This window comes from Sphingosinicella sp. BN140058, from assembly GCF_004135585.1.
GTDB lineage: Bacteria > Pseudomonadota > Alphaproteobacteria > Sphingomonadales > Sphingomonadaceae > Allosphingosinicella.
The window spans coordinates 76,506-96,309 of record NZ_CP035502.1; the positions used below are offsets into that span (position 1 = coordinate 76,506).

Consider the following 19,804-nt stretch of genomic DNA (forward strand, 5'->3'; position numbering starts at 1 on the left):
GGATCAGCAGCCCCAACTGCAGGAGATCTTCGAGCCCCCGGCGACTCCGTCGATCTGGATCGCGCCGCCGCACGGATGTTGGTCCTCGGGCAGTGCGCGATATTCTCGGGCGATCGGGATTGCGGCGTTGAGCTTGGACTGCAGCGCGCTTTGGACCTGCGCTGGTGTGTCGGCGAAGATCAGCTCACGGTACCAGCTGCCGTCAGCCTCCTCGAGCTCTATGGAGCGAGTCTGCACGGCTGTGAGGCGCAGCCCGTTCCAGATGGTGCCAGCGGGCGCTGCAAGGGTCTTGGTGATGACCGTGGTTCTATCGTCGGGCTTGGTTCGGCTCGCTTGCGGCTTCACGGTGGTTCCGTCGGGGAGCAGGATCGATTGGGGCTGATCGGGTTCGTAGGATCCGATAGCCTCAAAGAGGGCCGAAGACTGCGGGGTGAAAATGCAGGCCTCGGCACTCTCGAAATCAGTGAGTCCGTCGAGCCCGACCTTGGCCGCAGGTGCCGGCGGCGCTCCGTAGCCGATCGAGCTCATGGCCAGCGCCGCGGCAACGAAAGGGTAAAGGTGCTTCATGGTGATGTCTCCATTCGTTGAGATCCACTCGTCGGTCGGGCAGCGCCGTTCGAGAGGTGGTTGATGATGACTTCATAGGCTGATCGGGCGACGGTTTCCGGGTCAGCGGCGCCGTCGATCGTGGCGTATGCGTTGTCGAGGAGGCGCCCGCATGCCTGGAACTTTGCAGCAGCGGCGACGTCGAAGGCGTCGTCATATTCTTCGAAGCGATCTGCGGGCGCTCCGGCGCGCAGGCTCATTCGCTGTCGACGCACGCTCAGAGGCGCTTCGAAATAGATGCTGAGGTCTGGGCGAGCGTCGTCGCAAAACAGCCGATGAGCTGCGAGGATCAGATCATCGGATCCATTCGAGCTGCCGTCGGCATCGAGCGACTGAAAGACGTAGCTCGACGCGATGAAGCGATCGCATAGGACGATGCGGCCGGCGGCGAGATTAGGGCGGATGGTTTCTTCAAGGTGGGACCGTCGCGCCGCGTTGAACAGGCAGAGCTGAGTGGTCGTATCCATCCGATTGCTGGAATCGAGAAGAAGGGCTCTGATCTGCTCCGCGAGCGGGCTCCCGCCCGGCTCGCGCGTTTCGACAACCTCCTGGCCGTCGTTGCGCAGCATCGTCGCCACGGCCCGAAGGGCGCTGCTCTTCCCAGCGGCGTTCGGCCCATCGAATACCACCCAGCACCCGCTCACAGCGGCTCCTCGGACGATAGCTCCGCCAGGAGCAGTTGGGTACCGGGTGCGGGTCCCGTGAGAGTGGGAGCTTCCGCTCGAAAGAGGTCCACAACGCGAGGCCAGTTCGCGGCGAGCCAGCCCCACTTGGGGTCCGCCGAGAGTTCGGACATCCGCTCGGTCCATTCCGGAACGTGCTCGAGGAGGCGGATACACCTGCGGAGGGCGCTTAGGTCATCCGGCACGCACAGCCCCTCGGTAGAGCCTGAGAGGAAGTAGCGGTAAAGCGAAACGGCGGAGGCGCCGATCTCGGCGCGGTCGTGCCAGTTCGCGGCCCGGACGTCAGCCGGTCCGTCGATCCGAAGAGCCATATCCTCTTCCTGGCTCAGATTGGCGCCAATCCCAAGTTGGCCGGTGCCGGCACCGCAACTTGGGCAACGAACTTCGTAGAGAGCGGCAACCCACTCTTCGACGGGAACATTCGTCGGGAGCTCTGTACGGAAGGCGGTGTTGCAGGACTTGCAACGGCAGAGATTGCTCGTGGTTTGCGGTGCCATCTGGGTCTGCCCTATTGATCAGGAAACGCCGGGTGGAGCGATGAATAGGCGCCACTCGGCTTCGGTCATTGTCCGTACGCGTAGGCTTTCTGCTTTCGCGAGCTTCGAGCCAGCGCCAGGCCCGTACACGAGGATCGATGTCTTCGCCGAAACCGAGCCGGACGTCTTTGCCCCCAGCTTCTGGGCTTCTGCCTCGGCTTCGTCCCTGGTCATGGTCTCGAGAGAGCCGGTGAATACGATTGTCATCCCGGTGATCGGCGACGAGGCAGTGACGTAGACGACATCCTCGATGATCATCTCGGCGGCGAGTTCGTCTGCCATACGCGCGTTGTCGCTGTCGTCGAAGAAGTTGAGGAGGGAGCGGACGATCTCTGGCCCGATCCCGGCGATCCCAATCTGCTTGGCGAGTGTCTCATGGAGGCGATCAAGACTCTTCTGGTCAAGCGTGCCGCCGGCGGCGTCCAGAGCAGCTCGCCGCTCGCCGAGCAGCCGGTCGATCAGCGCGCGGACGGCGGAATGAGAGGTGTACTGACGGGCGATGTCGCGGCTGGCTGTCTGACCGACTTGATGAATGCCGAGGCAGTAGAGTGCTCGGTTAAGCGGTGAGCGGCGCTTCTCCTCGATCGAGCTAAGGAGCTTGTCGACGGATGCCTCGCCCCAGCCCTTGCGACTGAGGAGATCGCCGCGACGGGTGTGCAGACGGAAAATGTCGGCCGGTTCCGAGATGAGGCGAGCTTCGACGAACTCGGCGATCGCCTCGGAGCCGAAACCGTTGATGTCGAGCGCCGGGCGGCTGATCATGTGGATGAGACGAGTTACGCGCTGTTTGGAACAGGAAAGTCCGCCAATGCACCGGCGGACTGCTTCATCCTCTCCCCGCACGGTGTCAGAGCCACATTCGGGGCACTGGCGCGGGAAGGAGTATGGAGCGCGGACAGATCGATCTTCGTCGCTGTCGGCAACGCCGATGACCGCTGGAATAACGTCGCCGGCGCGCTCGACAATCACGAGGTCACCGACCCGAAGGTCCTTGCGGGTGATTTCATCCTCGTTGTGAAGCGTCGCGTTGGATACGGTCACGCCCCCAACGAAAACCGGTGTCAGGCGTGCGACGGGTGTCTGCGCCCCGGTCCGGCCGACTTGGATGTCGATTGCTTCTAGACGGGTCACGACCCGTTCGGCCGGAAACTTGTGGGCGATCGCCCACCGAGGAGTCCGGGAGACGTTGCCGAGCTGAGCCTGGAGGGCAACCTCGTCGACTTTGTAGACCACACCGTCAATGTCGTACGGGAGGTCAGGGCGCAGTGTGTGGATGCGTTGATAGGCGGCGAGCAGGTCATCTACCTGCGGGCAGGCGGTGCTGTGCGGGTTCGTGACGAAGCCGAGCCGGGCGAAGGTGGCGAGTTGCCTCATCTGGGTGTCGCCGATCGGCTCGCTGAGCTCGCCCGTCGCATAGGCGTAGAAGCGCAGGGGCCTTGCAGCGGTCTTTGCAGGATCCTTTTGGCGGACCGCACCAGCGGCTGCGTTGCGGCAGTTCGGATACGGATCGCGGCCTTGGGCAGCGCGATCGATGTTCAGGGAGGCGAGCCCGTCTTTGGTCATGTAGACCTCTCCCCGCACCTCGAGGATTTGGGGAAAAGGGTGCGGAAGGTTCTGCGGGATGTCGGTGATTGTTCGCACGTTGGCGGTCACATCTTCTCCAACCGCTCCGTCCCCACGGGTAAGGGCGTGAACAAGCTGGCCATTTTCGTACCGGAGATCGAGCGAGAGACCGTCGATTTTCGGCTCGGCCGCGAAGCTGAGCGGTGCCGTCGGCGGCAGGCCGAGGGCGGAGCGACAGCGGGCTGCGAACTCGCGAACTTCTTCCTCGCTGAAGGCGTTCTCCAGGCTGAGCATTGGGCGAGCGTGTGCGACCTTCCGAAAGCCGGCTTTCGGGGGTGCCCCAACCGTCGTGGTGGGCGCATCAGCGCGCGCGAGAGCGGGAAAGCTGCGCTCGAGCGCTTCGTGCCGACGCACAAGGGCGTCGAACTCGCTGTCGGTGATCTCCGGCGCGTCGTCTCCATGGTAGAGTCCGTTGTGGCGCGCGATCTCGGTACGGAGCGTCGAGATCTCGGCGGCTGCGGCCGCCAGGTCCGCGTCGGCAGGGGCGGCCGGAGGCTGCTGGGCAGCGTGGGCGAACAGGTCCACAGGCAATTTCCTTCGAGAGTAAAAGTCAAAAAGGCAGAAGGGGCTGAGAGACAGGGCCAAAGCTCATCCGGTGGTGTGGTGTCGGCCCGTGAATCCGAAGGGCCTCCAGATGGTCTGGTGTCCCGTAAGCCCGGTTCGTGGCCCAGCCGTACTCCGGGAACTCCGCGTGGAGCGCATCCATCTCCGCGTCTCGTGCCACTTTGGCGACGATCGAGGCGGCTCCGATCTCGACGTGATGTGCGTCCCCGCCGACGACGGCAGAGACGTCATCGCAGGGGAGGGGCGGCACCTGGTTGCCGTCGACGAGCACGCGATAGGTGTTCGTTGGAAGCGCGTCGAACGCGCGGCGCATTGCAAGCAACGTTGCGCGAAGGATGTTCAGCCGATCGATTTCCGCGACCGACGCGCGTCCAAGGCCAACGAGAGCATTCTCTCGGATGGCTTGCGCGAGGGCTGTTCGCTGTTTCGCTGACAGCGCTTTGGAGTCTCGAATGCCCTGGGGGATCGGCCCAGTGAAGGCTACTGCGGCGGCCCAGCAGTCACCAGCCAGGCAGCCGCGCCCTACCTCATCGATCCCGACGGTGATGACCCTGACGGGGGAAGAGGCTGAGATATAGGCCATCAGGCAATCTCGGCTGCTGGCGGAGAAAGGTACGGACGGATGATAGCCTCAAGTGCCGGGACCGTTAAGACGCGGTGTGAGTGGATCCGAAGGGTTGCGATGCCGGCTGCGGCTGGAAGCGTATCCCGTGCTGCGTCTGCTCGTTCGCGACCGCGATGCGATGTGTCGTCGAGCTCAACGAGGAGGCGCACATTGCTCGAACTGTCGACAAGCGCGAAGTCACAGTGCTTCTGCGAGATGCGATTTCGAGTTGCTTGCCGGATTGTTTTGGGCGTGGACGGAGCGACCTGAAGAAACGCTTGGAAGCTCACCTGGGGGAAGATGTGAATATCTTCGAATGCTGAGACGGCCTCGGACAGCTTTTCGATGAAGGCGAGCTCGTTGGGGGTAAGGATGGGCTTGGCCTGGAGCGGCGCGCCCATCGCTGGCGGCTTGATGAAGCGCTTGAAAAGCAGAATCAGCAGGAGGGCGCCGCCGATGGCAACAACCGGCACGAGCAACTCAATGGGGAACATGTCAGCGCCTTCGGCAGGTGGTTTCAGGCTCTCTCCCATTCTAGCTTAAGGACAGACCCGCAGGAAGAATTTTCGGGTCTTTCGTAGGCTTCTCGGCGCGAGCGTTGTCGAAGCTCTACCCCGGAGATCCCTTAGTCGATAGAGGGTCTTTCGCTCGCGGCCAGACGATCTCCTCCGATCGGTGGGCATCGGCTGTGAAAGGATGCTCAGGGGGTGGGCCAGCTGCTCTCGCGCAGGCCCCGCCAATTTTCGTCCTAAAGCCTTGCGCGCAGTGCGCATCTCGCTCGCCTGCGACCAGGAGAACTTACGTCAGCAAGGTTCGAAGTGGTGCGCTTAGCCTGTCAGCTCGCCTTCGAGCAGCGTATCGTAGGAATGGTCAGCGCTGCTTCGTGGTAGCTCCGCGGATGGTTCTCCCGAAACGACGAACGGGTTGCGCTGTGATCCTGCAAGCATCTCGCGGCCGCGACCGGACGGCCGCGCTGCTGTGACCGATCCGGAGGCGCCGACTGTGAGGCTCAGAGCCGGTCTCGTTGGATCGAGTAAAGCCAAGTCGCCGGCTTCGACAATCGGTTGCTGAATCGCCGCGTCGTAGGCCATGGAAGTCGGGGCAGTGATCGTCTGCATCCAGTAGCGCCCGCGGGGTAGTTTGATTGCCGCCCGAGCAGCAGCGCGGACGTAGACAGTGGCGGCGTGTTGCCAGGGCCGCGAGGTATCGCCGGTGGCGATGTAGAAGAGAATCATGCGGTTCGAAAGGCTGCTGTGATTTGCGATGGTCACGGGGAGGGGCGGTTCCCCCCGTCGAGCAGTGATCTTCCAGTCGACGCGATTGTTTTGCGGAAACCAGGCTGCCTCGTCCACAAGTGGGGTGCTCTGCGGCGCCATAGATACGGCCGGCGAGGAGCCACGAGAGACGTCCTGAAGGCGGAACACCTGGCCTCTGTTGCGAAGGTGATCAGGTAGGGAAGACTGGGGCGGCTCCGCCCGGGCGGATCTCCACGAGAGGACGCTTTCGCTGACCCCGTCCGAAAGCATACCGGCTGCAATCCCGCCGAGGAACATGATCGAACCAACGACGGCCAGGCGCAAGGGCGCGCTCAGACGTCGCTTGGAAGGCGAGGTTGGAACCGGCCTGAGCCTACGAGACGTGTGCGCTGTCTGCGGCCATGGGGAGTGTGACGCAAGCGATCCGTCCGCGATGTCGAGCGTGTGGAGGCCGAAAAGCTGGGCGAGATCGCGGGGGCGGCGTCCGTCGGTCAATTTGTCGCGGTCCTGTGGATCAAATTTCGCGGGGTTGGTTCCCCGGCGCTGGATCAAAGGAAGGCTTAGGAGCTGCCTTTGGTTCCGGCGGCATGATGAGGATTGAGGGCGGCGTTGATCGGTTGTCCGGGACTGGGACGATTCCGTCGGGCGCGACATGCTTCACTTGCATCAGCAGCGTGTTGAACTCGCCGTTCGTGACCGGGTGAAGGCGTCTGTTTTGGTCGCGGGTCTCAAAATATCGCATGACGAAGGCTTGGCCAGCGGGGCTGAGGCCCATAATCTCGGCCTTCATGCGAGACGGAGCGGCGGGCTGGCGGTGTTCGTATAGCGTCAGGCCCAACGACAGAACGGTGACGAACGATGCCGCCGCGATCGCTGACAGAAGACGGATGTTCGCTTTGCGGAGCCCAAGGAGAACGAGGAATATGAGTCCGAGCGCTAGGGCGAAGGTCATGCCGCTCAGCGCATATAGGCCCACCGGGTCCTACGAGAGCGTGTGTGGCTGGTATGTGGGCATTCCGCTCTGCGCTGCTGGAGAGCGGAATTTGGACATCATCTGCGCCCGCATAATGGCTGCGTGGCGCCGGTGCAGATGCACTCGAACTTCGGAAGGTTGCTGGAGCAGGTTCACGAGGGCGACAATCTCTTGAGGGTCCGGACCCGCAACGGAATGTCGCGAACGGTGACCTCTTTTCCGCATACTCGAACGGACGTCGCAAGCTTTGGTTTCGGGGGGGTGTTCTCAGGTGGGACAATTCGCGTGGGTAAAAACCCTCCCCCCATCGAGCGTCAGACTTCGTCGGGATCGGTCTCGTAAGAGATCTCGTCGTCATCCAGCGCGGCCGCAGGCTCCTCGGACTGCGCGGCCGCCGATTCCTTCTTCCGCGGGGAAAATTCTTTGATGACCGGTTTTTTGACCTGCCGGATCTGGCCATCTTCGTCGAGGAAAAGGCGATCCTCAGGGATTTGGCCCTGCGCGGCAGAATGGAGCGGTATGGAAAATGTTGGGACCGGGGTTTGATCCTTGGCCTTTTCCCAGGGCAGGTCAGAAGGGGTTGAGGCAACGTCGATACGATAGTCGCCTAGTGGCAGCTGGATGATTGCCTGCTCGCCGGCGCGTACGTAGAGGATTGCCGCTTGGCGAGGGACGCCAGCCTCAATCAGCTGGAAGATCAGCCTCCGGTTTTGGGTCCGGCTTTCGTTGCGGATGTCTAGGGAGGCTGGTTGCTGCCCAATCGGCAAAGACGTGGACCACTCGACCTTGTTGTTGTCCGGATACCAAGCAGGGGTGGTATGTTCATCTGCGCCCGCGGCGGCATGGTCGATCAGGTCGACGGGGCTTACGGTGCTTGGGGCGGCTTTCCTTGACGCGAGATTGTACGCGTTGAGAACCTCGAGAGATCCGTCGATCGACATCCCTGCGAAGCCCCCCAACGCGAGTGCAAGGATGGAGGTCGCGATGGTGAAGGCCCAGCCAGGCCCCCGTTCGACGATCACAGTTTCAGGTTCGGCAGGACTCGCCTGAGCGAGCCGGCGGGGCGGCGTCGATTGGTCCTGGGGAGATCCGGCGACCCGGAGGCCAGCGGGCGCGTCAATCGTCATGCTCATGAGAGTGCCAGTATGTCCAAAGTGATTGCGAATACGGCCATTGCGATGATGATGATGAGGCCGACCTTCAGAAGGCGCTTAGCGGTTGGGACGGAAATGCTCCGACGCAGCATGCCCTCCACAGCGTAGGTCGCGAGGTGTCCCCCATCGAGCGTAGGGATGGGCAGCAGATTCATCACGCCAACCGCGATCGAGATCATTGCCATCATGTAGAGGAAGGGGAGCGTGCCCATCGAGAGAGTGTGCGCTGACATCTTCGCTATTCGGATCGGGCCGGAGAGCTCTTTCACCGAACGATCGCCTTTGACGATCTGGCCCATCGAGGTGAGCTGGGCATAGGTTGTGAATGCGCCGTCGGAGACGCCTTTCGTGATCGCGGCGCCGATCGTTGGCGAGCGTTCGAAAGCCTTGGGAAATTCGATTCCCAGGAATCCAATCTTCGCGCTGTTGCCCATCCCGTCGTCGTAGATGCGTGAGCCTAGTCTGGGGGTGACCTCCAGGCGAGAGGCGTCCCGCATGAAGGAGACCGATGTCGGTTTGCCGGGCATCAGCATCACGAGCTGAGTAACGTCGCTCGCGAGGACAACGTTGAAGCCGCCGATCGCCTTGATCTCGTCCCCAGGTTGCAGGCCAGCAGCGGCAGCGGGCGACCCGGGAGTGACGGCAAGCACGATTGGGCGCCCTGACGGGTAGCCGTAGGAGTAGGCGATCACAGCGAAGAGGGCGGCGGCGAGAACGAAGTTGATCGCAGGTCCCGCCGCAACCACAATCGCGCGTTGCCAGCGGGGAAGGGCGTTTAGCGTCTTCTGCCCGGGTCGGAGATCGTCGTTCTCCTCTGGGAAGCGAACATAACCTCCGATCAAGAATGGTGAGATTCGCCAGTCCGTGCCCCAGCGGTTGATGCCAAGCAGGCGCCTGCCGAAGCCGATCGAAAACACTGTCCCGACGAGGCCGAACGCGCGGCCGGCTGCGTAGTGGCCAAACTCATGAACGGTCACCACGATGGAGATCATCAGGACGAATGCAGCAAGGGTGGAGAGAAGGTCGGTCATATCGTCCATCTCGCAGGGACGTCGCTGGCGGCGCAGCGGACCAGGTAGTGGAAGCAGGCGCGATCTAGCCGGACATCCGGGAGATGGCAGAACCGGGGTAACTCAGCGGCAATGACCTGCGCCAGCGCTCGCCCGGCCGCCGACGAAAGTTCCTCCTCGTCGAGCATGACGACTTCGCCGTCGTGCTCGATCGGGCAGACCGGCCGGTTGAGGATGGGGTGGGTCTCGAACGAGAGCCGTTGTAGGACTCGGGACATCGACGCGGCTGCCTGGGCTTCGGTGCGGGAAAGCCGGAACGGATGAACGTCATGAAGGCCAGAAGCTGGTGAGTACAAGCCGGCGGCGAACCCGGATGATGAGCCACTATCGATCGACCGAGCCAAGCGGATCTCTCCTGAGGAGGGGAATGACCATCGCGGAGGGTGGTCATATTTTCCCTGCCACTCTTGCGGGAAAAGGATGGTTTGACAAGCAGGAGATTACCCCCCATCCAAAGAGGAGAAGCGAGGAAAAACTTCCATGATCCAGATTGGCGCCGCTCTTTCCGGGCTGGCCTTGCACGCATTGTTCTCTTGGCTGCCGATCTGGCGGCTCGCCAACGCTGAAACGGCGGAGAATCTCTTCCGCTACTTTGTTGTCGTGATGATGCTGGTCTTCGGCGTGTTCATGGTCTCAGGCGGGCGATCGAGCTTCTCGCTCAAGCGCTTTGCGCCAGCATTCGCGGCCGGGGCTATGGCGTCGATGGCCTGGTCGAGCGGAAGCTTGTGGCTCGCAGCTGTCGCCATGGCGTTGTTCGGGATTTTCTTCGTGATCTTCGGCGAGTGACCCCGAGTCCTCGCGAGGCGCTCTGAAGATTAGTCGGAGGAGGCCGACACTCGGGCAAAGCCGCCCTGTCCTCGACTTGTAACGGGCGGTTCGGCAGCGTTGGTCTCGGCCTGAACGCGTCCGCTCCAATCGGTGGGCCGAATGGCTTTGAAGGCGGCAGCGCGAACATCGTTGGACGTCGTAACCTCGCCCATTTCAACTCCAGGCGCAGCGAGCTCGATGGACCCAGTGACCCGTTGACGCGGCTGCGGCACGTCAAAGCTCTGATCTGCTAGCTGCTGACCTCCAATCGTGGCGATCGGCTCGGCCGGACCGCCTTGCGCAAGCAGCGGCTGCGGGGCTGGCGTGGATTCCATTGGGGATCCAAGCGGAATTGAGGCGTAGGAGGCGGCCAATGCGTCCGGGGACGGCGCTGCCGAGATCGGGCGTGAGGTCCGCGGGGCGCCCGGCGCTTGCCGGCCGGTCACGATTGGCTGGCCTCCAATCATCGGTTGCGCTCCCGGCGCGCTGGCAGTCGCTCGGCCAGTCTGGATCGACGCATTCTGGGCGTATGCAGGTGCCGACCCGGGCGAGTTGTAGCCGGGGATGTTTAGCGGGCTGGTATTGATCTTGGGACTGGCCGAAGAGGCGACCGACGACCCCCCTGGCGCACGGCCGCACTGGACATACCCGGTTTGGGCGCCATTGATCCGAAGGTAATTGTTCCAGACCTTGCAGCCGTACCATTGGCGTCGAGCCTGGCTCGACTTGTTGTGGTAATCCATGACGCCTTCGCGCCACGAGCCGCGGGCTGTGGCCAGCTGGATCAGGTAGTTTGCGCCGTACTCAACATTCGTCGGCGAATGAAGAAGATCGGTGAGCCGGCTGAACTTGTCACCGTGATACAGCAGGTTGATCTGCATGCAGCCGACATCGATCGATTTGACGCCACGGGACCAGTTCGCCGAGATTTGGCCAGCCATGTCGTTGAGATCGCGGGCGTGATACGCGCGGCCGGCGATGTTCATCGCGTAAGGATTGGGAATGCCGTTGACGCTGCTTTCGGTGATCGCAATCGCCATGAGAAGGCCGCGGGGAATCTGTCGGCGGGCTTCCGCTTCCGAGATAAGGCCGGGGCAGCTGATTGCCTGTTGCGCGTGTGCCACGCCAGGGAGCGCGACGCATGCCGTCAGGGCGCTCGTCGCCCACAAAAGTGTACGTTTCAATGTCGTGCCCCCGGCAGGATGCGTGATGGATTTATAGACAGGATTAGTCGACGGGATGGGGGTGTGTCCACCACATCCTGTTCGAGCTGGCCTACCATGGCTTGCTGCGCTCTGGATCTTTCCTCCTGAAGCGCTCGCCGACCGCGAGAAACCCCGCCGAGTAGGGGAGGGCCCGGGCGGCACTCGCAAAGAATCCACAAAAGATCCAACTTAGCCGCTGACAGGCAGGGAAATCCGCTTTAGAACTTCGAAATCAATCAACCAAGCGGAAGGGGGCTATGTGATGGCAACCAAATTTGCGGACGAGACGGCTCCGGCCAGCTCCATGGCGGCGAAGCCGGTGGAGATGGTGAGCGCCAAGAGTATCATGTCTCTGTCGGAGGCGGCTGCGCTCGAGCGACGCCATGCGCACGAAAGCGACTATTACGCGGTGATCCTGGAAGACGACGCGAACGGCGGCCCGCTGATCCGGGTCCGCACGTCCTGCTACGAGCTCGACGCCGATCGAAACATCGTGTTCGACGAGGCAGGGAATAAGAAGCTGCGGAACCCGCATGACGTCGGGCTGGACGTCTGGGCTGCATACGGAGCGGACGACCACACCTTGAAGATGGTCATGCGCGGGAGCCAGGTGGTTGCCACGCCGAAGTCGATCACCCAGCAGATTGCGCTCGCGCGAGAAGCGGCGAGCGCCTGATATGCGTCGATATGGCGCCATCGCGGTCCTCGTCGCCCTCTACTGGGTCGCGGCTCAGTTGGGGGAAACCTTCGGATCGACGCTTTTCATCATGTCGGTGTTCTTTTGGACGCTCGCGGCAGGAATGTTCGTGTTCCTGGTGCTTTTTAGGGGCCTGACACTGCGGCTCTTTTCTAAGCCAGCGGCTGAGCCGGAGGACGACGTGTTAGAAGAGCAGGGTGGAGGCGAGTTTGGTGATGATGGCGAGGATCGGGGCCGTGTAGTCGCGCTTCCAGCCTCCCCACGATGAGGTTCGCGATGAAGAAGCTTTTCATTATTTTGGCCCTGATGTTCGGCGCGATGGCGTCGTTCTCTTCGTCGGCCATGGCGCAGACGGCGCCGAGTCCGACCCCGTCTACTGTCCCGGTGGACGACGGCTCGCCGAAGCCGGGTATGGATGCGTCATGGACGCTCGCTCAGTGGAAAGCCGGCATGTCCTCGAACGAAGGGTGCTGGGGATGCAAACTGCTGATCGTCATGACGCAGGTGATCACCGAGGTTGGGGAAAAGGGTGAGGAGCAATTCAAGACGCCTGCGCTGCAGGCGCTCTCGGCGTTCATGAGCGTCTGGGTTACCTGGCAGCTGTACCTCTTGATGAGCCCCAGCGGAGCAGTGGGTGCTCAACAGAGTATCAATGAGATCTTTCAACGTCTCGTTGTCATGATGATCGTCATGTTCCTGCTGAGCCAGGGGACGTTCTCCTATCTGATGGTCCAGTGGATCAATCCGACACTTGCTGGGATGATGGGAGCTGGAGGTAAGCTTCTCGGCGGGGGAATGGACCTGTGCGGTTACGACGTCGGCGGAGACCCGTTGGCTACGCAGGGCGTTAATCTGATGTGCAAGATGCACAAGACGATGAGTACCGGTTTGGCGTTCGGCGGCTACATGGCGGACTCGGCGGTGTTCGAGATTGGGCTTGGTGGGGCTCAATTCGAGCTGTTACAGCTGGTGGGCGGGGTCATCCTTTTCGCCGCGTTCTTTATGATGATGCTGCTCCTCCCTCTGCGTTTGTTCGATGCCATGCTTCGAGTTGGTGCAGTTTCGTTCGTGTTGCCCTTGGTGGTGCTAGGCTATCAATTCAAACCGACGAGAGGTGTCGTGAAGCAGGCCGTCACGTCGGTGTTGGCGGCCGGTCTCACGTTTATGTTCACGGCGTTGGCTGTGAGTATCGCGATCCAGGTTCTTGATCAGATTCTTGGGCCAGTGTTCGACGTGGAGATCAACGAGACGAACCGGGATGTGTTGGGACCGATGGGAGTGCCCGACTTTCTGATCTGCTTGGCGAGCGCGATCGGCATCTCGGGCTTCATCAAGGCGGCGGGGTCGATGGCGACCGAGTTCGCGGGCTTCCAGGGATCGATGGGCAGCGTTGGGAAGGCTACCGAAGGGTTGATCGGTGACGCTACCAAGTTCGGTGCTCAGAAGGCTGGCGGCGCAACAGCGAGCGCCGGTGGTTTGATCGGCGGCGGCGCGGCGCAGGCAGGGAAGGCTGTCTGGTCTGGCGCGAAAGGGGCTGTAGCCGCGCGGCCCGGCGCTGCGCCGGACGGGGTCGGGAAAGCAACGAGCAATGGGGCTCGCTGAGGTCCTCGGCGTATAAAAGAAGGGGCGGCTCCGATGGAGCCGCCCCTTTTTCTTTGCCCGCGCGTCAGCCGGAAGTGGGCCTAGAAGGGCACGTCCGCCAGATCGTCGAAGGGGTTCACTGCATCGGGATCGTAGAGGCCAGCCACCTCTCCAGTGTCCGGACGCTCCACGAAGCCGAGATCTGCGAGAAAGCAGGAGGCCCACGCGTCTTGACCAAAGCGCTGCAGGCTGTGGGAGATGTGGAGCTTCTTGCGGGCGCGCGTGATGGCGACATAGCCGAGGCGGCGTTCCTCTTCGAGGTCGCCGTCGCCCTTCATTGCCTGCTTCGAAGGTAGGACGCCTTGCTCCCATCCAGGCAGGTAGACGTTGAAGAATTCCAAGCCCTTCGCAGCGTGGATGGTTCCGATCCAAACGCCCTTGCCGTCGTCCTTGCGCGTGTCCTCTGACAGCCCGAGGTGATCAAGGAACTCCGTGAGGTTCTTGTCCTTCGCGATGTTCAGTAGGTCATCGAGGTTTGTCAGGCGGGTGCTGAGCGCGTCGACGGCGTCGTTGTCGCCATTCTCTTTGGCTTCAGCGAGATCGGCTTTGATCGCATCCGTGTAGCCGGTGTCCTCGAGGAGCTTGGTGAGAATGACGTCGGCGAGCTCGCCATGTACGGCATCAGCAGCGACGCTCGCGATCGTCCGGCAAAACTGAAGGACCGGGCCGCGAGCGTTCTGTGGAATGATGCCCCCGAGAGCCATCCGACGCGCCGCGTCGGTGATATCGGTCCTCATTCGTTTGGCGGCCGCGGCGATGTCCTCAAGTAGGCCGGCGCCGACGTTGCGCTTGATCGAGGTGATCGCGCGCTCGAACGCCATGCTGTCATGGGCGTTGGCGATCAGCCGCAGGTGGGCGCACATGTCTTTGATCTCGACGCGGTCCTGGAATTTCTTGCCGCCCGAGAGGGTGTAGCGAATGCCCTTCTGATTGAGAGCTTGTTCGACGAAGTTGAGGGCATGGCTAGCGCGGACCAGGACGGCGATCTCTTCGCGCGGGACGCCGGCGGCGATGTCTTCCTCGATCCGATCGACGATCCACCGGGCTTCGTCGTAGGCGCTCTCGAATTCCGAGTGGGCGACCTTCGGGCCATCGTCCTCGAAGGTGTAAAGTTCCTTGCCGAGGCGGTTCTTGTTGTAGCGGATCAGGCGGTTGGCAGCGTCAAGAATGTTCTGCGTCGATCGGAAATTCAGCTGCAGGCGCACAGTATGGGCGTTCCAGCGCGTTCCGAAGTTGAGGATGTTCTCGATCTTCGCGTGGCGCCAGGTGTAGACCAGCTGATCCTCGTCGCCGACGACGGTGACGTTGGGGTTGTCCCCGAGGATCTTGCGTAGCAGAGCCTCCTGCCTGCCGTCGGTGTCCTGGTATTCGTCGACGAGCACGTATTTGAAGCGCCGCTGGATCTCCTTCAGGACCCATGGCGAGCGCTCGAGCATCTGGGCCATCTCGGTGATCAGGTCCGAGAAGTCCTTCACGTTCTCGCGAGCCTTGCGGGCCTGGTAGTCCCACACGGTGTGGGCAGAAGCCTCGGCGAGATCCTTCTGGGCCTCCTCGGGTGAGTTCCCCGCGCAGAACATCACGTCATGGGCTTGCTCGACGTCGTTGAGCTCGTCCTTGGTCGGAGGAGAGGAGAAGCGATCCTTCCAGCAGTTGCGCATCATCTTGCGCATCTCGTCCGAGTCCAGAATCGTCCAGTCGGTCTGCCAGCCGATTTCGCCGCCGTAGTCCCGAAGCATGCGGGCGCAGAACGCGTGGAAGGTAGTGGCGGTGACTGCGACTGCGTCGAGATCAAGCATCCGCTTGAGGCGGGTGCCCATCTCCTTCGCTGCCTTGTTCGTGAAAGTTAGAGCGAGGATCTCGCTCGGCTGGGCCATGCCGGCAGTGACCAGTAGTGCGATGCGCACCGTCAGCACGCGGGTCTTGCCGGTCCCGGCGCCAGCCAGGACGAGAAGAGGCTGTTCGTCGAACGTCGCAGCCTCGAACTGGTCTGGCGTCATTCCTTCGACGAGCTTCACGAGCCTTTGTTGATTACTCGTCGGGTGCGGCGCGTCCAGAGCCGCTTGGACGCGCTCTGACAGAGTTCCCTCGAAGACGCCTTGGTTGAAGAACTCGTCATCCGCCCAAGGGCTGAACGGTTCGGCGAAGTCATAGCGTCCGTACATCGTCGTCGAAATCCCGTTGTCATGGCTCAGGCCCCACGGCGCTGGCGCCGCAGGGCCTGGTCAGGAGCTTTCATCTAAGCCCCGTCAGGCAGCTACCATTCTCTCATAGAGAGTTTCAGGCGGTCTCGAGCTGCTCGGAGGGAACTTCGGCAGCGGACGCCCCGAAACGGAGCGCCGCGTGTGCAACCGGTGTGATGATGAGGTGCGCGAGCTCGTCACCAGGGCTAATCACGATCTCTGTCGTGCTGACGTTGGCGATCGTGACGATGGCATCGCGGCCCGGCGAGATTGCGGCGCGTCCTTGCGCCAAGACCTCGATCGGCAGCGACGAGGACGATTGGACGCGTGCCTCGAAACCAATCGGCAGCGCCAGGAAGAGGCCGGTGGCGATCTGAACCGATCCGTGAGGTGGGATCGTGAGTGGCGCCGGCAGATCTGCGGTCAGGGAGATGCCAAAGGACGGGTCGGTGGATGCAGCGGGCAGCATGCGTGCGTCGAGGTGCTTTGGCGCATACCGAGCGTTGATCGCGATGTGGGGGGTTGCTGCAGCTTCTGGCACCTGAGCGCCCACCGCGGTGGGGAGGAAGGTCAAAGAGCCGAGGCAGTGGCCTGGTTGGATTAGCAGGACGGCGCCTGTCTCGTTCACGACGTTGACGGTGACGGTCGTGTGCTCGCCCATCGAGGGGAGGAAATACTCGCCGTAGCTGGGGCGGCCTTCTTCAGAGCCGCCAAGCGCGCGATTGAGGTTGCCCGTCTTGAGGTCGACGAGAGCGATCGTCGCCCCGTCCCCCGTGAACCTGATCGGCGTCGGCACGCGCGAGTGGCTGTATGGAGCGATCTCGAGCGGCTCGGCGAGGTCGGCAATGATGAGAACCGTGTCGCCCTGCAGCAGGCTCTGGGGGTCGAAGCGCGTGAAATGGGCACCGCTCAGAGCGATTTGGATCGTCACAACATTTTCCTTTGAACTCTATCTCAACCCTAACCGCCAAGCTCGCTGGCGGACTGAGGATGTCTTTGGGTAGGCACCCAGGTGGCGGCAGTCTGGCGGTGCCGGGGTGTTCGGGGAGGTAGAGCGTCGAGCGCGTGTCGCGGCGGAGGGGGAGTGGTCGGATCCGTCCGGACGACTCCCCCAAGCGATAGATGTCGCTGCGGCGCCGCCGGCGCCGCGGTTTCGTTATTCTGCGGCCGCCGGGAGGGCGAACATGTCGCCTTCGGCAGGTCGCGAGGCATCCGCTTCTGTAGGGGTGTCGTTTGCCGCTTTGGCCGACTTCCGACGATCGAAATTATCCCAGACTTCGCCCCAATTGCCGCGGGTCGCTGCCTTCGAATACTCGGTGGCCCGGGTCTCGAAGAAATTGGCGTGCTCGACGCCGTTGAGCAAAGGCGCGAGCCAGGGCAGCGGGTGCTCGTCAATCATGAAGATGGGGCGCAGGCCGAGTTGACTGAGGCGCCAATCGGCTATGTAGCGGATGTAGCGCTTGATCTCCTTGGGCGTCATGCCGGGAACCGGGCCATGTTCGAAGGCGAGATCGATGAATGCGTCCTCGAGGTCGACCGTGGTGTGGCAGACGTCGCGGATGTCCTTCTTCACCGCCGGGGTGAGGCAATCGCGCTCTTTGGTGAAGGCGTGGAACAGGCGGGTGATACCTTCGCAGTGGAGGCTCTCGTCGCGGACCGACCAGCTGACGATCTGGCCCATGCCCTTCATCTTGTTGAAGCGCGGGAAATTCATCAGCATCGCGAAGCTGGCGAAGAGCTGCAGCCCCTCGGTGAAGCCGCCGAACATGGCGAGGGTGCGGGCGATATCCTCGTCGCTGTCGACGCCGAAGGTGGCGAGATAATCGTGCTTGTCCTTCATTTCCTTGTACTGAAGGAACATGCCATATTCGCTCTCGGGCATGCCGATCGTGTCGAGCAGATGCGAGTAGGCGGCGATGTGCACTGTCTCCATGTTGGAGAAAGCGGCAAGCATCATCTTGACCTCGACCGGCTTGAAGATCCGGCCGTATTTCTCGTGGTAGCAATCCTGCACCTCGATGTCCGCCTGGGTGAAGAAGCGGAAGATCTGGGTGAGCAGATTGCGCTCATGATCGGTCAGTTTCTGGGCCCAATCTCGGCAATCCTCGCCGAGCGGCACCTCTTCGGGCAGCCAGTGCAGCTGCTGCTGCCGCTTCCAGAATTCGAACGCCCAAGGGTACTCGAACGGCTTATATTGCTTGCGAGATTCGAGGAGAGACATGGCGGAACTCTTTCACTAAAACTTTGAAAAACCGAGAGAGATCAGACACTTGCCCTCATTGGCACGAGAGGCATTCGTCATAATCCGTTTCGTTCGGCAACTCAATCTGTTTGTGGTCGATCGTGTTGTCGGCCTCGACACCGCCGGCGAATCCCGCGCGGTGGATGGCCTTCGACCGCAGGTAGTAGAGCGACTTGATGCCCAACTCCCAGGCCCGGTAGTGGAGCATCAGGAGATCCCACTTCTCAACGTCCGCCGGGATGAACAGGTTCAGCGATTGCGCCTGGTCGATATAGGGCGTGCGGTCACCGGCGAGCTCGAGCAGCCAGCGCTGGTCAATCTCGAAGCTGGTCTTGAACGTGTCCTTCTCGTCCTGGGTCAAGAAGTCGAGGTGCTGGACCGAGCCGCCCTTCTCGAGGATGCCGTTCCAGATCGCTTCGGAGTTCATGCCCTTCTTGATGAGGAGCTGTTCCAGGTACGGGTTGCGGATCGAGAAGGAGCCGGACAGAGTCTTGTGGGTGTAAACGTTGGCCGGAACAGGCTCGATGCAAGCGGAGGCGCCGCCGGCGATGATGGAGATGGAGGCGGTCGGGGCGATCGCCATCTTGCAGCTGAAGCGCTCCATGACGCCCATATCGCCGGCATCCGGGCAAGGTCCGCGCTCGTGGGCGAGCATCATCGAGGCTTCGTCGACCTGCGCGCGAATGTGCTTGAAGATGCGCATGTTCCAGGACTTGGCCATGGCTCCTTCGAAGGGGAGACCACGAGCCTGGAGAAACGAGTGGAAGCCCATTACGCCAAGGCCCACGGACCGCTCGCGCATCGCGCCGTATTTGGCGTTGGCCATCTCTTCCGGGGCGTTCGCGATATAGTCGCTGAGCACGTTGTCGAGGAAACGCATCACGTCCTCGATGAAGCGCTTGTCGTTCTTCCACTCGTCGTAGGTGACGAGGTTGAGCGAAGAGAGGCAGCAGACTGCGGTCCGCGCCTTGCCGAGGTGATCGATGCCAGTCGGCAGGGTGATCTCGGAGCAGAGGTTCGACGTGGTGACCTTGAGGCCGAGATCGCGCTGATGGCGCGGCATGGTCGAGTTCACCTTGTCGATGAAAACGATATACGGCTCGCCGGTCTGAAGGCGGGTCTCGACGAGCTTCTGGAACAGCGCGCGAGCATCGACCTTGGCGCGCTCAGAGCCGTCTTTCGGGCTACGGAGGCTCCATTCACGGCCGTCGCGCACCGCTTCCATGAACTCGTCGGTGACGAGCACGCCGTGGTGCAGATTGAGGGCCTTGCGGTTGAAGTCGCCGGAAGCCTTGCGGATCTCGAGGAACTCTTCGATCTCCGGGTGGGAAATGTCGAGGTAGCAGGCGGCCGATCCGCGGCGGAGGGAGCCCTGGCTGATTGCGAGGGTGAGCGAGTCCATGACGCGGACAAAGGGGATGATGCCCGAGGTCTTGCCGTTCAGGCCGACGGGCTCGCCGATGCCACGGACATTGCCCCAGTAGGTGCCGATGCCGCCGCCTCGGCTAGCGAGCCAGACGTTCTCATTCCAGGTGCTCACGATGCCTTCGAGGCTGTCTGAGACGCTGTTGAGATAGCAGCTGATCGGGAGACCGCGCCCGGTACCGCCGTTGGAGAGGACGGGGGTCGCGGGCATGAACCAAAGCTGCGACATGTAGTCGTACATGCGCTGCGCGTGATCCCGGTCGTCCGCATAAGCGCCGGCGACGCGGACGAAGAGATCCTGATAGCGTTCGCCCGGGAGAAGGTAGCGATCCTGAAGCGTATCCTTGCCGAAGTCCGTCAGCAGCTTGTCGCGCGAGTGGTCGAGCGTCAGTGCGAAACGCGGGGCGGGCGTTTCGTGGACTTTGTCCTCAGCCGGTGCGGACGCGGCGACGGTCGTCGCGAGAGCCGCGGCAGCGACCGCAAGGTCGCCGACGGTGGTGTCCTGCGCGGAGCTGGAGGTGGATACGTAGTCGGTCAT

Annotated in this window: 20 protein-coding genes; 4 read left to right on the plus strand and 16 right to left on the minus strand. The window is 62.2% G+C overall.

Translation table 11 applies throughout. The features are described from left to right. Positions 1-3 precede the first annotated feature (3 nt). From ETR14_RS26445 to ETR14_RS26490, 11 genes are all read right to left on the minus strand, one after another. Positions 4-567, minus strand: a complete 564-nt coding sequence (locus ETR14_RS26445; protein ID WP_129392669.1) for a hypothetical protein — start codon at positions 565-567, stop codon at positions 4-6. Beyond that, positions 564-1,250 (minus strand): dTMP kinase, encoded by a 687-nt coding sequence (tmk, locus tag ETR14_RS26450; RefSeq protein ID WP_165356647.1) that lies wholly within the window; start codon positions 1,248-1,250, stop codon positions 564-566. Before tmk ends, ETR14_RS26445 begins: the two co-directional genes overlap by 4 nt. After that, entirely contained in the window at positions 1,247-1,786 is a 540-nt protein-coding gene (locus ETR14_RS28635; RefSeq protein ID WP_165356648.1) for a hypothetical protein, read from the minus strand. The genes tmk and ETR14_RS28635 overlap by 4 nt, the downstream gene beginning before the upstream one ends. 18 nt (positions 1,787-1,804) lie before the next feature. Continuing rightward, positions 1,805-3,967 carry an NAD-dependent DNA ligase LigA gene (gene ligA / locus ETR14_RS26455; RefSeq protein ID WP_243455981.1) on the minus strand — a complete coding sequence of 721 codons (2,163 nt, stop codon included), beginning with the start codon at positions 3,965-3,967 and terminating at the stop codon, positions 1,805-1,807. Positions 3,968-3,998: 31 nt separating this feature from the next. Continuing rightward, a complete protein-coding gene (locus tag ETR14_RS26460; RefSeq protein WP_129392675.1) occupies positions 3,999-4,595 on the minus strand; it encodes a ribonuclease HII in 597 nt (198 codons plus the stop codon). Continuing rightward, positions 4,595-5,110, minus strand: coding sequence for a DUF2726 domain-containing protein (locus ETR14_RS26465; RefSeq protein ID WP_165356649.1), 516 nt, complete (start codon positions 5,108-5,110; stop codon positions 4,595-4,597). The genes ETR14_RS26460 and ETR14_RS26465 overlap by 1 nt, the downstream gene beginning before the upstream one ends. Before the next feature lie 333 nt (positions 5,111-5,443). Further along, positions 5,444-5,851 carry a hypothetical protein gene (locus ETR14_RS26470; protein ID WP_129392681.1) on the minus strand — a complete coding sequence of 136 codons (408 nt, stop codon included), beginning with the start codon at positions 5,849-5,851 and terminating at the stop codon, positions 5,444-5,446. A 535-nt stretch (positions 5,852-6,386) separates the two neighbouring features. Beyond that, a complete protein-coding gene (locus ETR14_RS26475) occupies positions 6,387-6,824 on the minus strand; it encodes a hypothetical protein (protein WP_129392683.1) in 438 nt (145 codons plus the stop codon). Between the two features lie 335 nt (positions 6,825-7,159). Then, positions 7,160-7,978, minus strand: a complete 819-nt coding sequence (locus ETR14_RS26480) for a hypothetical protein (RefSeq protein ID WP_129392686.1) — start codon at positions 7,976-7,978, stop codon at positions 7,160-7,162. Next, positions 7,975-9,030 carry an RIP metalloprotease gene (locus ETR14_RS26485; protein ID WP_165356650.1) on the minus strand — a complete coding sequence of 352 codons (1,056 nt, stop codon included), beginning with the start codon at positions 9,028-9,030 and terminating at the stop codon, positions 7,975-7,977. Before ETR14_RS26485 ends, ETR14_RS26480 begins: the two co-directional genes overlap by 4 nt. Beyond that, on the minus strand, positions 9,027-9,413 hold the full coding sequence (locus tag ETR14_RS26490; protein WP_129392692.1) for a hypothetical protein: 387 nt from the start codon (positions 9,411-9,413) through the stop codon (positions 9,027-9,029). Before ETR14_RS26490 ends, ETR14_RS26485 begins: the two co-directional genes overlap by 4 nt. Positions 9,414-9,549: 136 nt before the next feature. Between ETR14_RS26490 and ETR14_RS26495 the strand changes: the two genes are divergently transcribed. Further along, positions 9,550-9,855, plus strand: a complete 306-nt coding sequence (locus tag ETR14_RS26495; RefSeq protein WP_129392694.1) for a hypothetical protein — start codon at positions 9,550-9,552, stop codon at positions 9,853-9,855. Positions 9,856-9,884: 29 nt separating this feature from the next. Here ETR14_RS26495 and ETR14_RS26500 read toward each other — a convergent pair whose 3' ends face one another. Beyond that, complete coding sequence (locus ETR14_RS26500) at positions 9,885-11,258, minus strand: transglycosylase SLT domain-containing protein (protein WP_129392697.1); 1,374 nt, start codon at positions 11,256-11,258, stop codon at positions 9,885-9,887. Positions 11,259-11,343: 85 nt separating this feature from the next. Between ETR14_RS26500 and ETR14_RS26505 the strand changes: the two genes are divergently transcribed. From ETR14_RS26505 to ETR14_RS26515, 3 genes are read left to right on the plus strand one after another with little or no spacing between them, the layout of a single operon-like run. Beyond that, complete coding sequence (locus tag ETR14_RS26505; protein ID WP_129392700.1) at positions 11,344-11,757, plus strand: hypothetical protein; 414 nt, start codon at positions 11,344-11,346, stop codon at positions 11,755-11,757. A gap of 1 nt (position 11,758) precedes the next feature. Beyond that, positions 11,759-12,046, plus strand: a complete 288-nt coding sequence (locus tag ETR14_RS26510; protein WP_129392703.1) for a hypothetical protein — start codon at positions 11,759-11,761, stop codon at positions 12,044-12,046. Positions 12,047-12,054: 8 nt separating this feature from the next. Then, the gene (locus tag ETR14_RS26515) at positions 12,055-13,380 is read left to right on the plus strand and encodes a hypothetical protein (protein WP_129392706.1); all 1,326 of its coding nucleotides are present in this window, start codon (positions 12,055-12,057) and stop codon (positions 13,378-13,380) included. An 80-nt stretch (positions 13,381-13,460) separates the two neighbouring features. Here ETR14_RS26515 and ETR14_RS26520 read toward each other — a convergent pair whose 3' ends face one another. The 4 genes from ETR14_RS26520 to ETR14_RS26535 form a co-directional block, all read right to left on the minus strand. After that, entirely contained in the window at positions 13,461-15,581 is a 2,121-nt protein-coding gene (locus tag ETR14_RS26520; RefSeq protein ID WP_129392709.1) for an ATP-dependent helicase, read from the minus strand. Positions 15,582-15,696: 115 nt separating this feature from the next. Next, positions 15,697-16,530 carry a hypothetical protein gene (locus ETR14_RS26525; RefSeq protein WP_129392712.1) on the minus strand — a complete coding sequence of 278 codons (834 nt, stop codon included), beginning with the start codon at positions 16,528-16,530 and terminating at the stop codon, positions 15,697-15,699. A gap of 225 nt (positions 16,531-16,755) precedes the next feature. Continuing rightward, positions 16,756-17,820, minus strand: a complete 1,065-nt coding sequence (locus ETR14_RS26530) for a ribonucleotide-diphosphate reductase subunit beta (protein ID WP_129392715.1) — start codon at positions 17,818-17,820, stop codon at positions 16,756-16,758. Between the two features lie 55 nt (positions 17,821-17,875). Then, positions 17,876-19,804 carry a ribonucleoside-diphosphate reductase subunit alpha gene (locus ETR14_RS26535; RefSeq protein ID WP_129392718.1) on the minus strand — a complete coding sequence of 643 codons (1,929 nt, stop codon included), beginning with the start codon at positions 19,802-19,804 and terminating at the stop codon, positions 17,876-17,878.

Excerpts from the sequence above, each read along its gene's own strand:
- ETR14_RS26445 (WP_129392669.1), bottom strand. The coding sequence starts at position 567 with ATGAAGCACCTTTACCCTTTCGTTGCCGCGGCGCTGGCCATGAGCTCG.
- ETR14_RS28635 (WP_165356648.1), bottom strand. The coding sequence starts at position 1,786 with ATGGCACCGCAAACCACGAGCAATCTCTGCCGTTGCAAGTCCTGCAAC.
- ETR14_RS26460 (WP_129392675.1), bottom strand. The coding sequence starts at position 4,595 with ATGGCCTATATCTCAGCCTCTTCCCCCGTCAGGGTCATCACCGTCGGG.
- ETR14_RS26465 (WP_165356649.1), bottom strand. The coding sequence starts at position 5,110 with ATGTTCCCCATTGAGTTGCTCGTGCCGGTTGTTGCCATCGGCGGCGCC.
- ETR14_RS26470 (WP_129392681.1), bottom strand. The coding sequence starts at position 5,851 with ATGATTCTCTTCTACATCGCCACCGGCGATACCTCGCGGCCCTGGCAA.
- ETR14_RS26475 (WP_129392683.1), bottom strand. The coding sequence starts at position 6,824 with ATGACCTTCGCCCTAGCGCTCGGACTCATATTCCTCGTTCTCCTTGGG.
- ETR14_RS26480 (WP_129392686.1), bottom strand. The coding sequence starts at position 7,978 with ATGAGCATGACGATTGACGCGCCCGCTGGCCTCCGGGTCGCCGGATCT.
- ETR14_RS26485 (WP_165356650.1), bottom strand. The coding sequence starts at position 9,030 with ATGACCGACCTTCTCTCCACCCTTGCTGCATTCGTCCTGATGATCTCC.
- ETR14_RS26495 (WP_129392694.1), top strand. The coding sequence starts at position 9,550 with ATGATCCAGATTGGCGCCGCTCTTTCCGGGCTGGCCTTGCACGCATTG.
- ETR14_RS26505 (WP_129392700.1), top strand. The coding sequence starts at position 11,344 with ATGGCAACCAAATTTGCGGACGAGACGGCTCCGGCCAGCTCCATGGCG.
- ETR14_RS26510 (WP_129392703.1), top strand. The coding sequence starts at position 11,759 with ATGCGTCGATATGGCGCCATCGCGGTCCTCGTCGCCCTCTACTGGGTC.
- ETR14_RS26515 (WP_129392706.1), top strand. The coding sequence starts at position 12,055 with ATGAAGAAGCTTTTCATTATTTTGGCCCTGATGTTCGGCGCGATGGCG.
- ETR14_RS26520 (WP_129392709.1), bottom strand. The coding sequence starts at position 15,581 with ATGTACGGACGCTATGACTTCGCCGAACCGTTCAGCCCTTGGGCGGAT.
- ETR14_RS26530 (WP_129392715.1), bottom strand. The coding sequence starts at position 17,820 with ATGTCTCTCCTCGAATCTCGCAAGCAATATAAGCCGTTCGAGTACCCT.
- ETR14_RS26535 (WP_129392718.1), bottom strand. The coding sequence starts at position 19,804 with ATGACCGACTACGTATCCACCTCCAGCTCCGCGCAGGACACCACCGTC.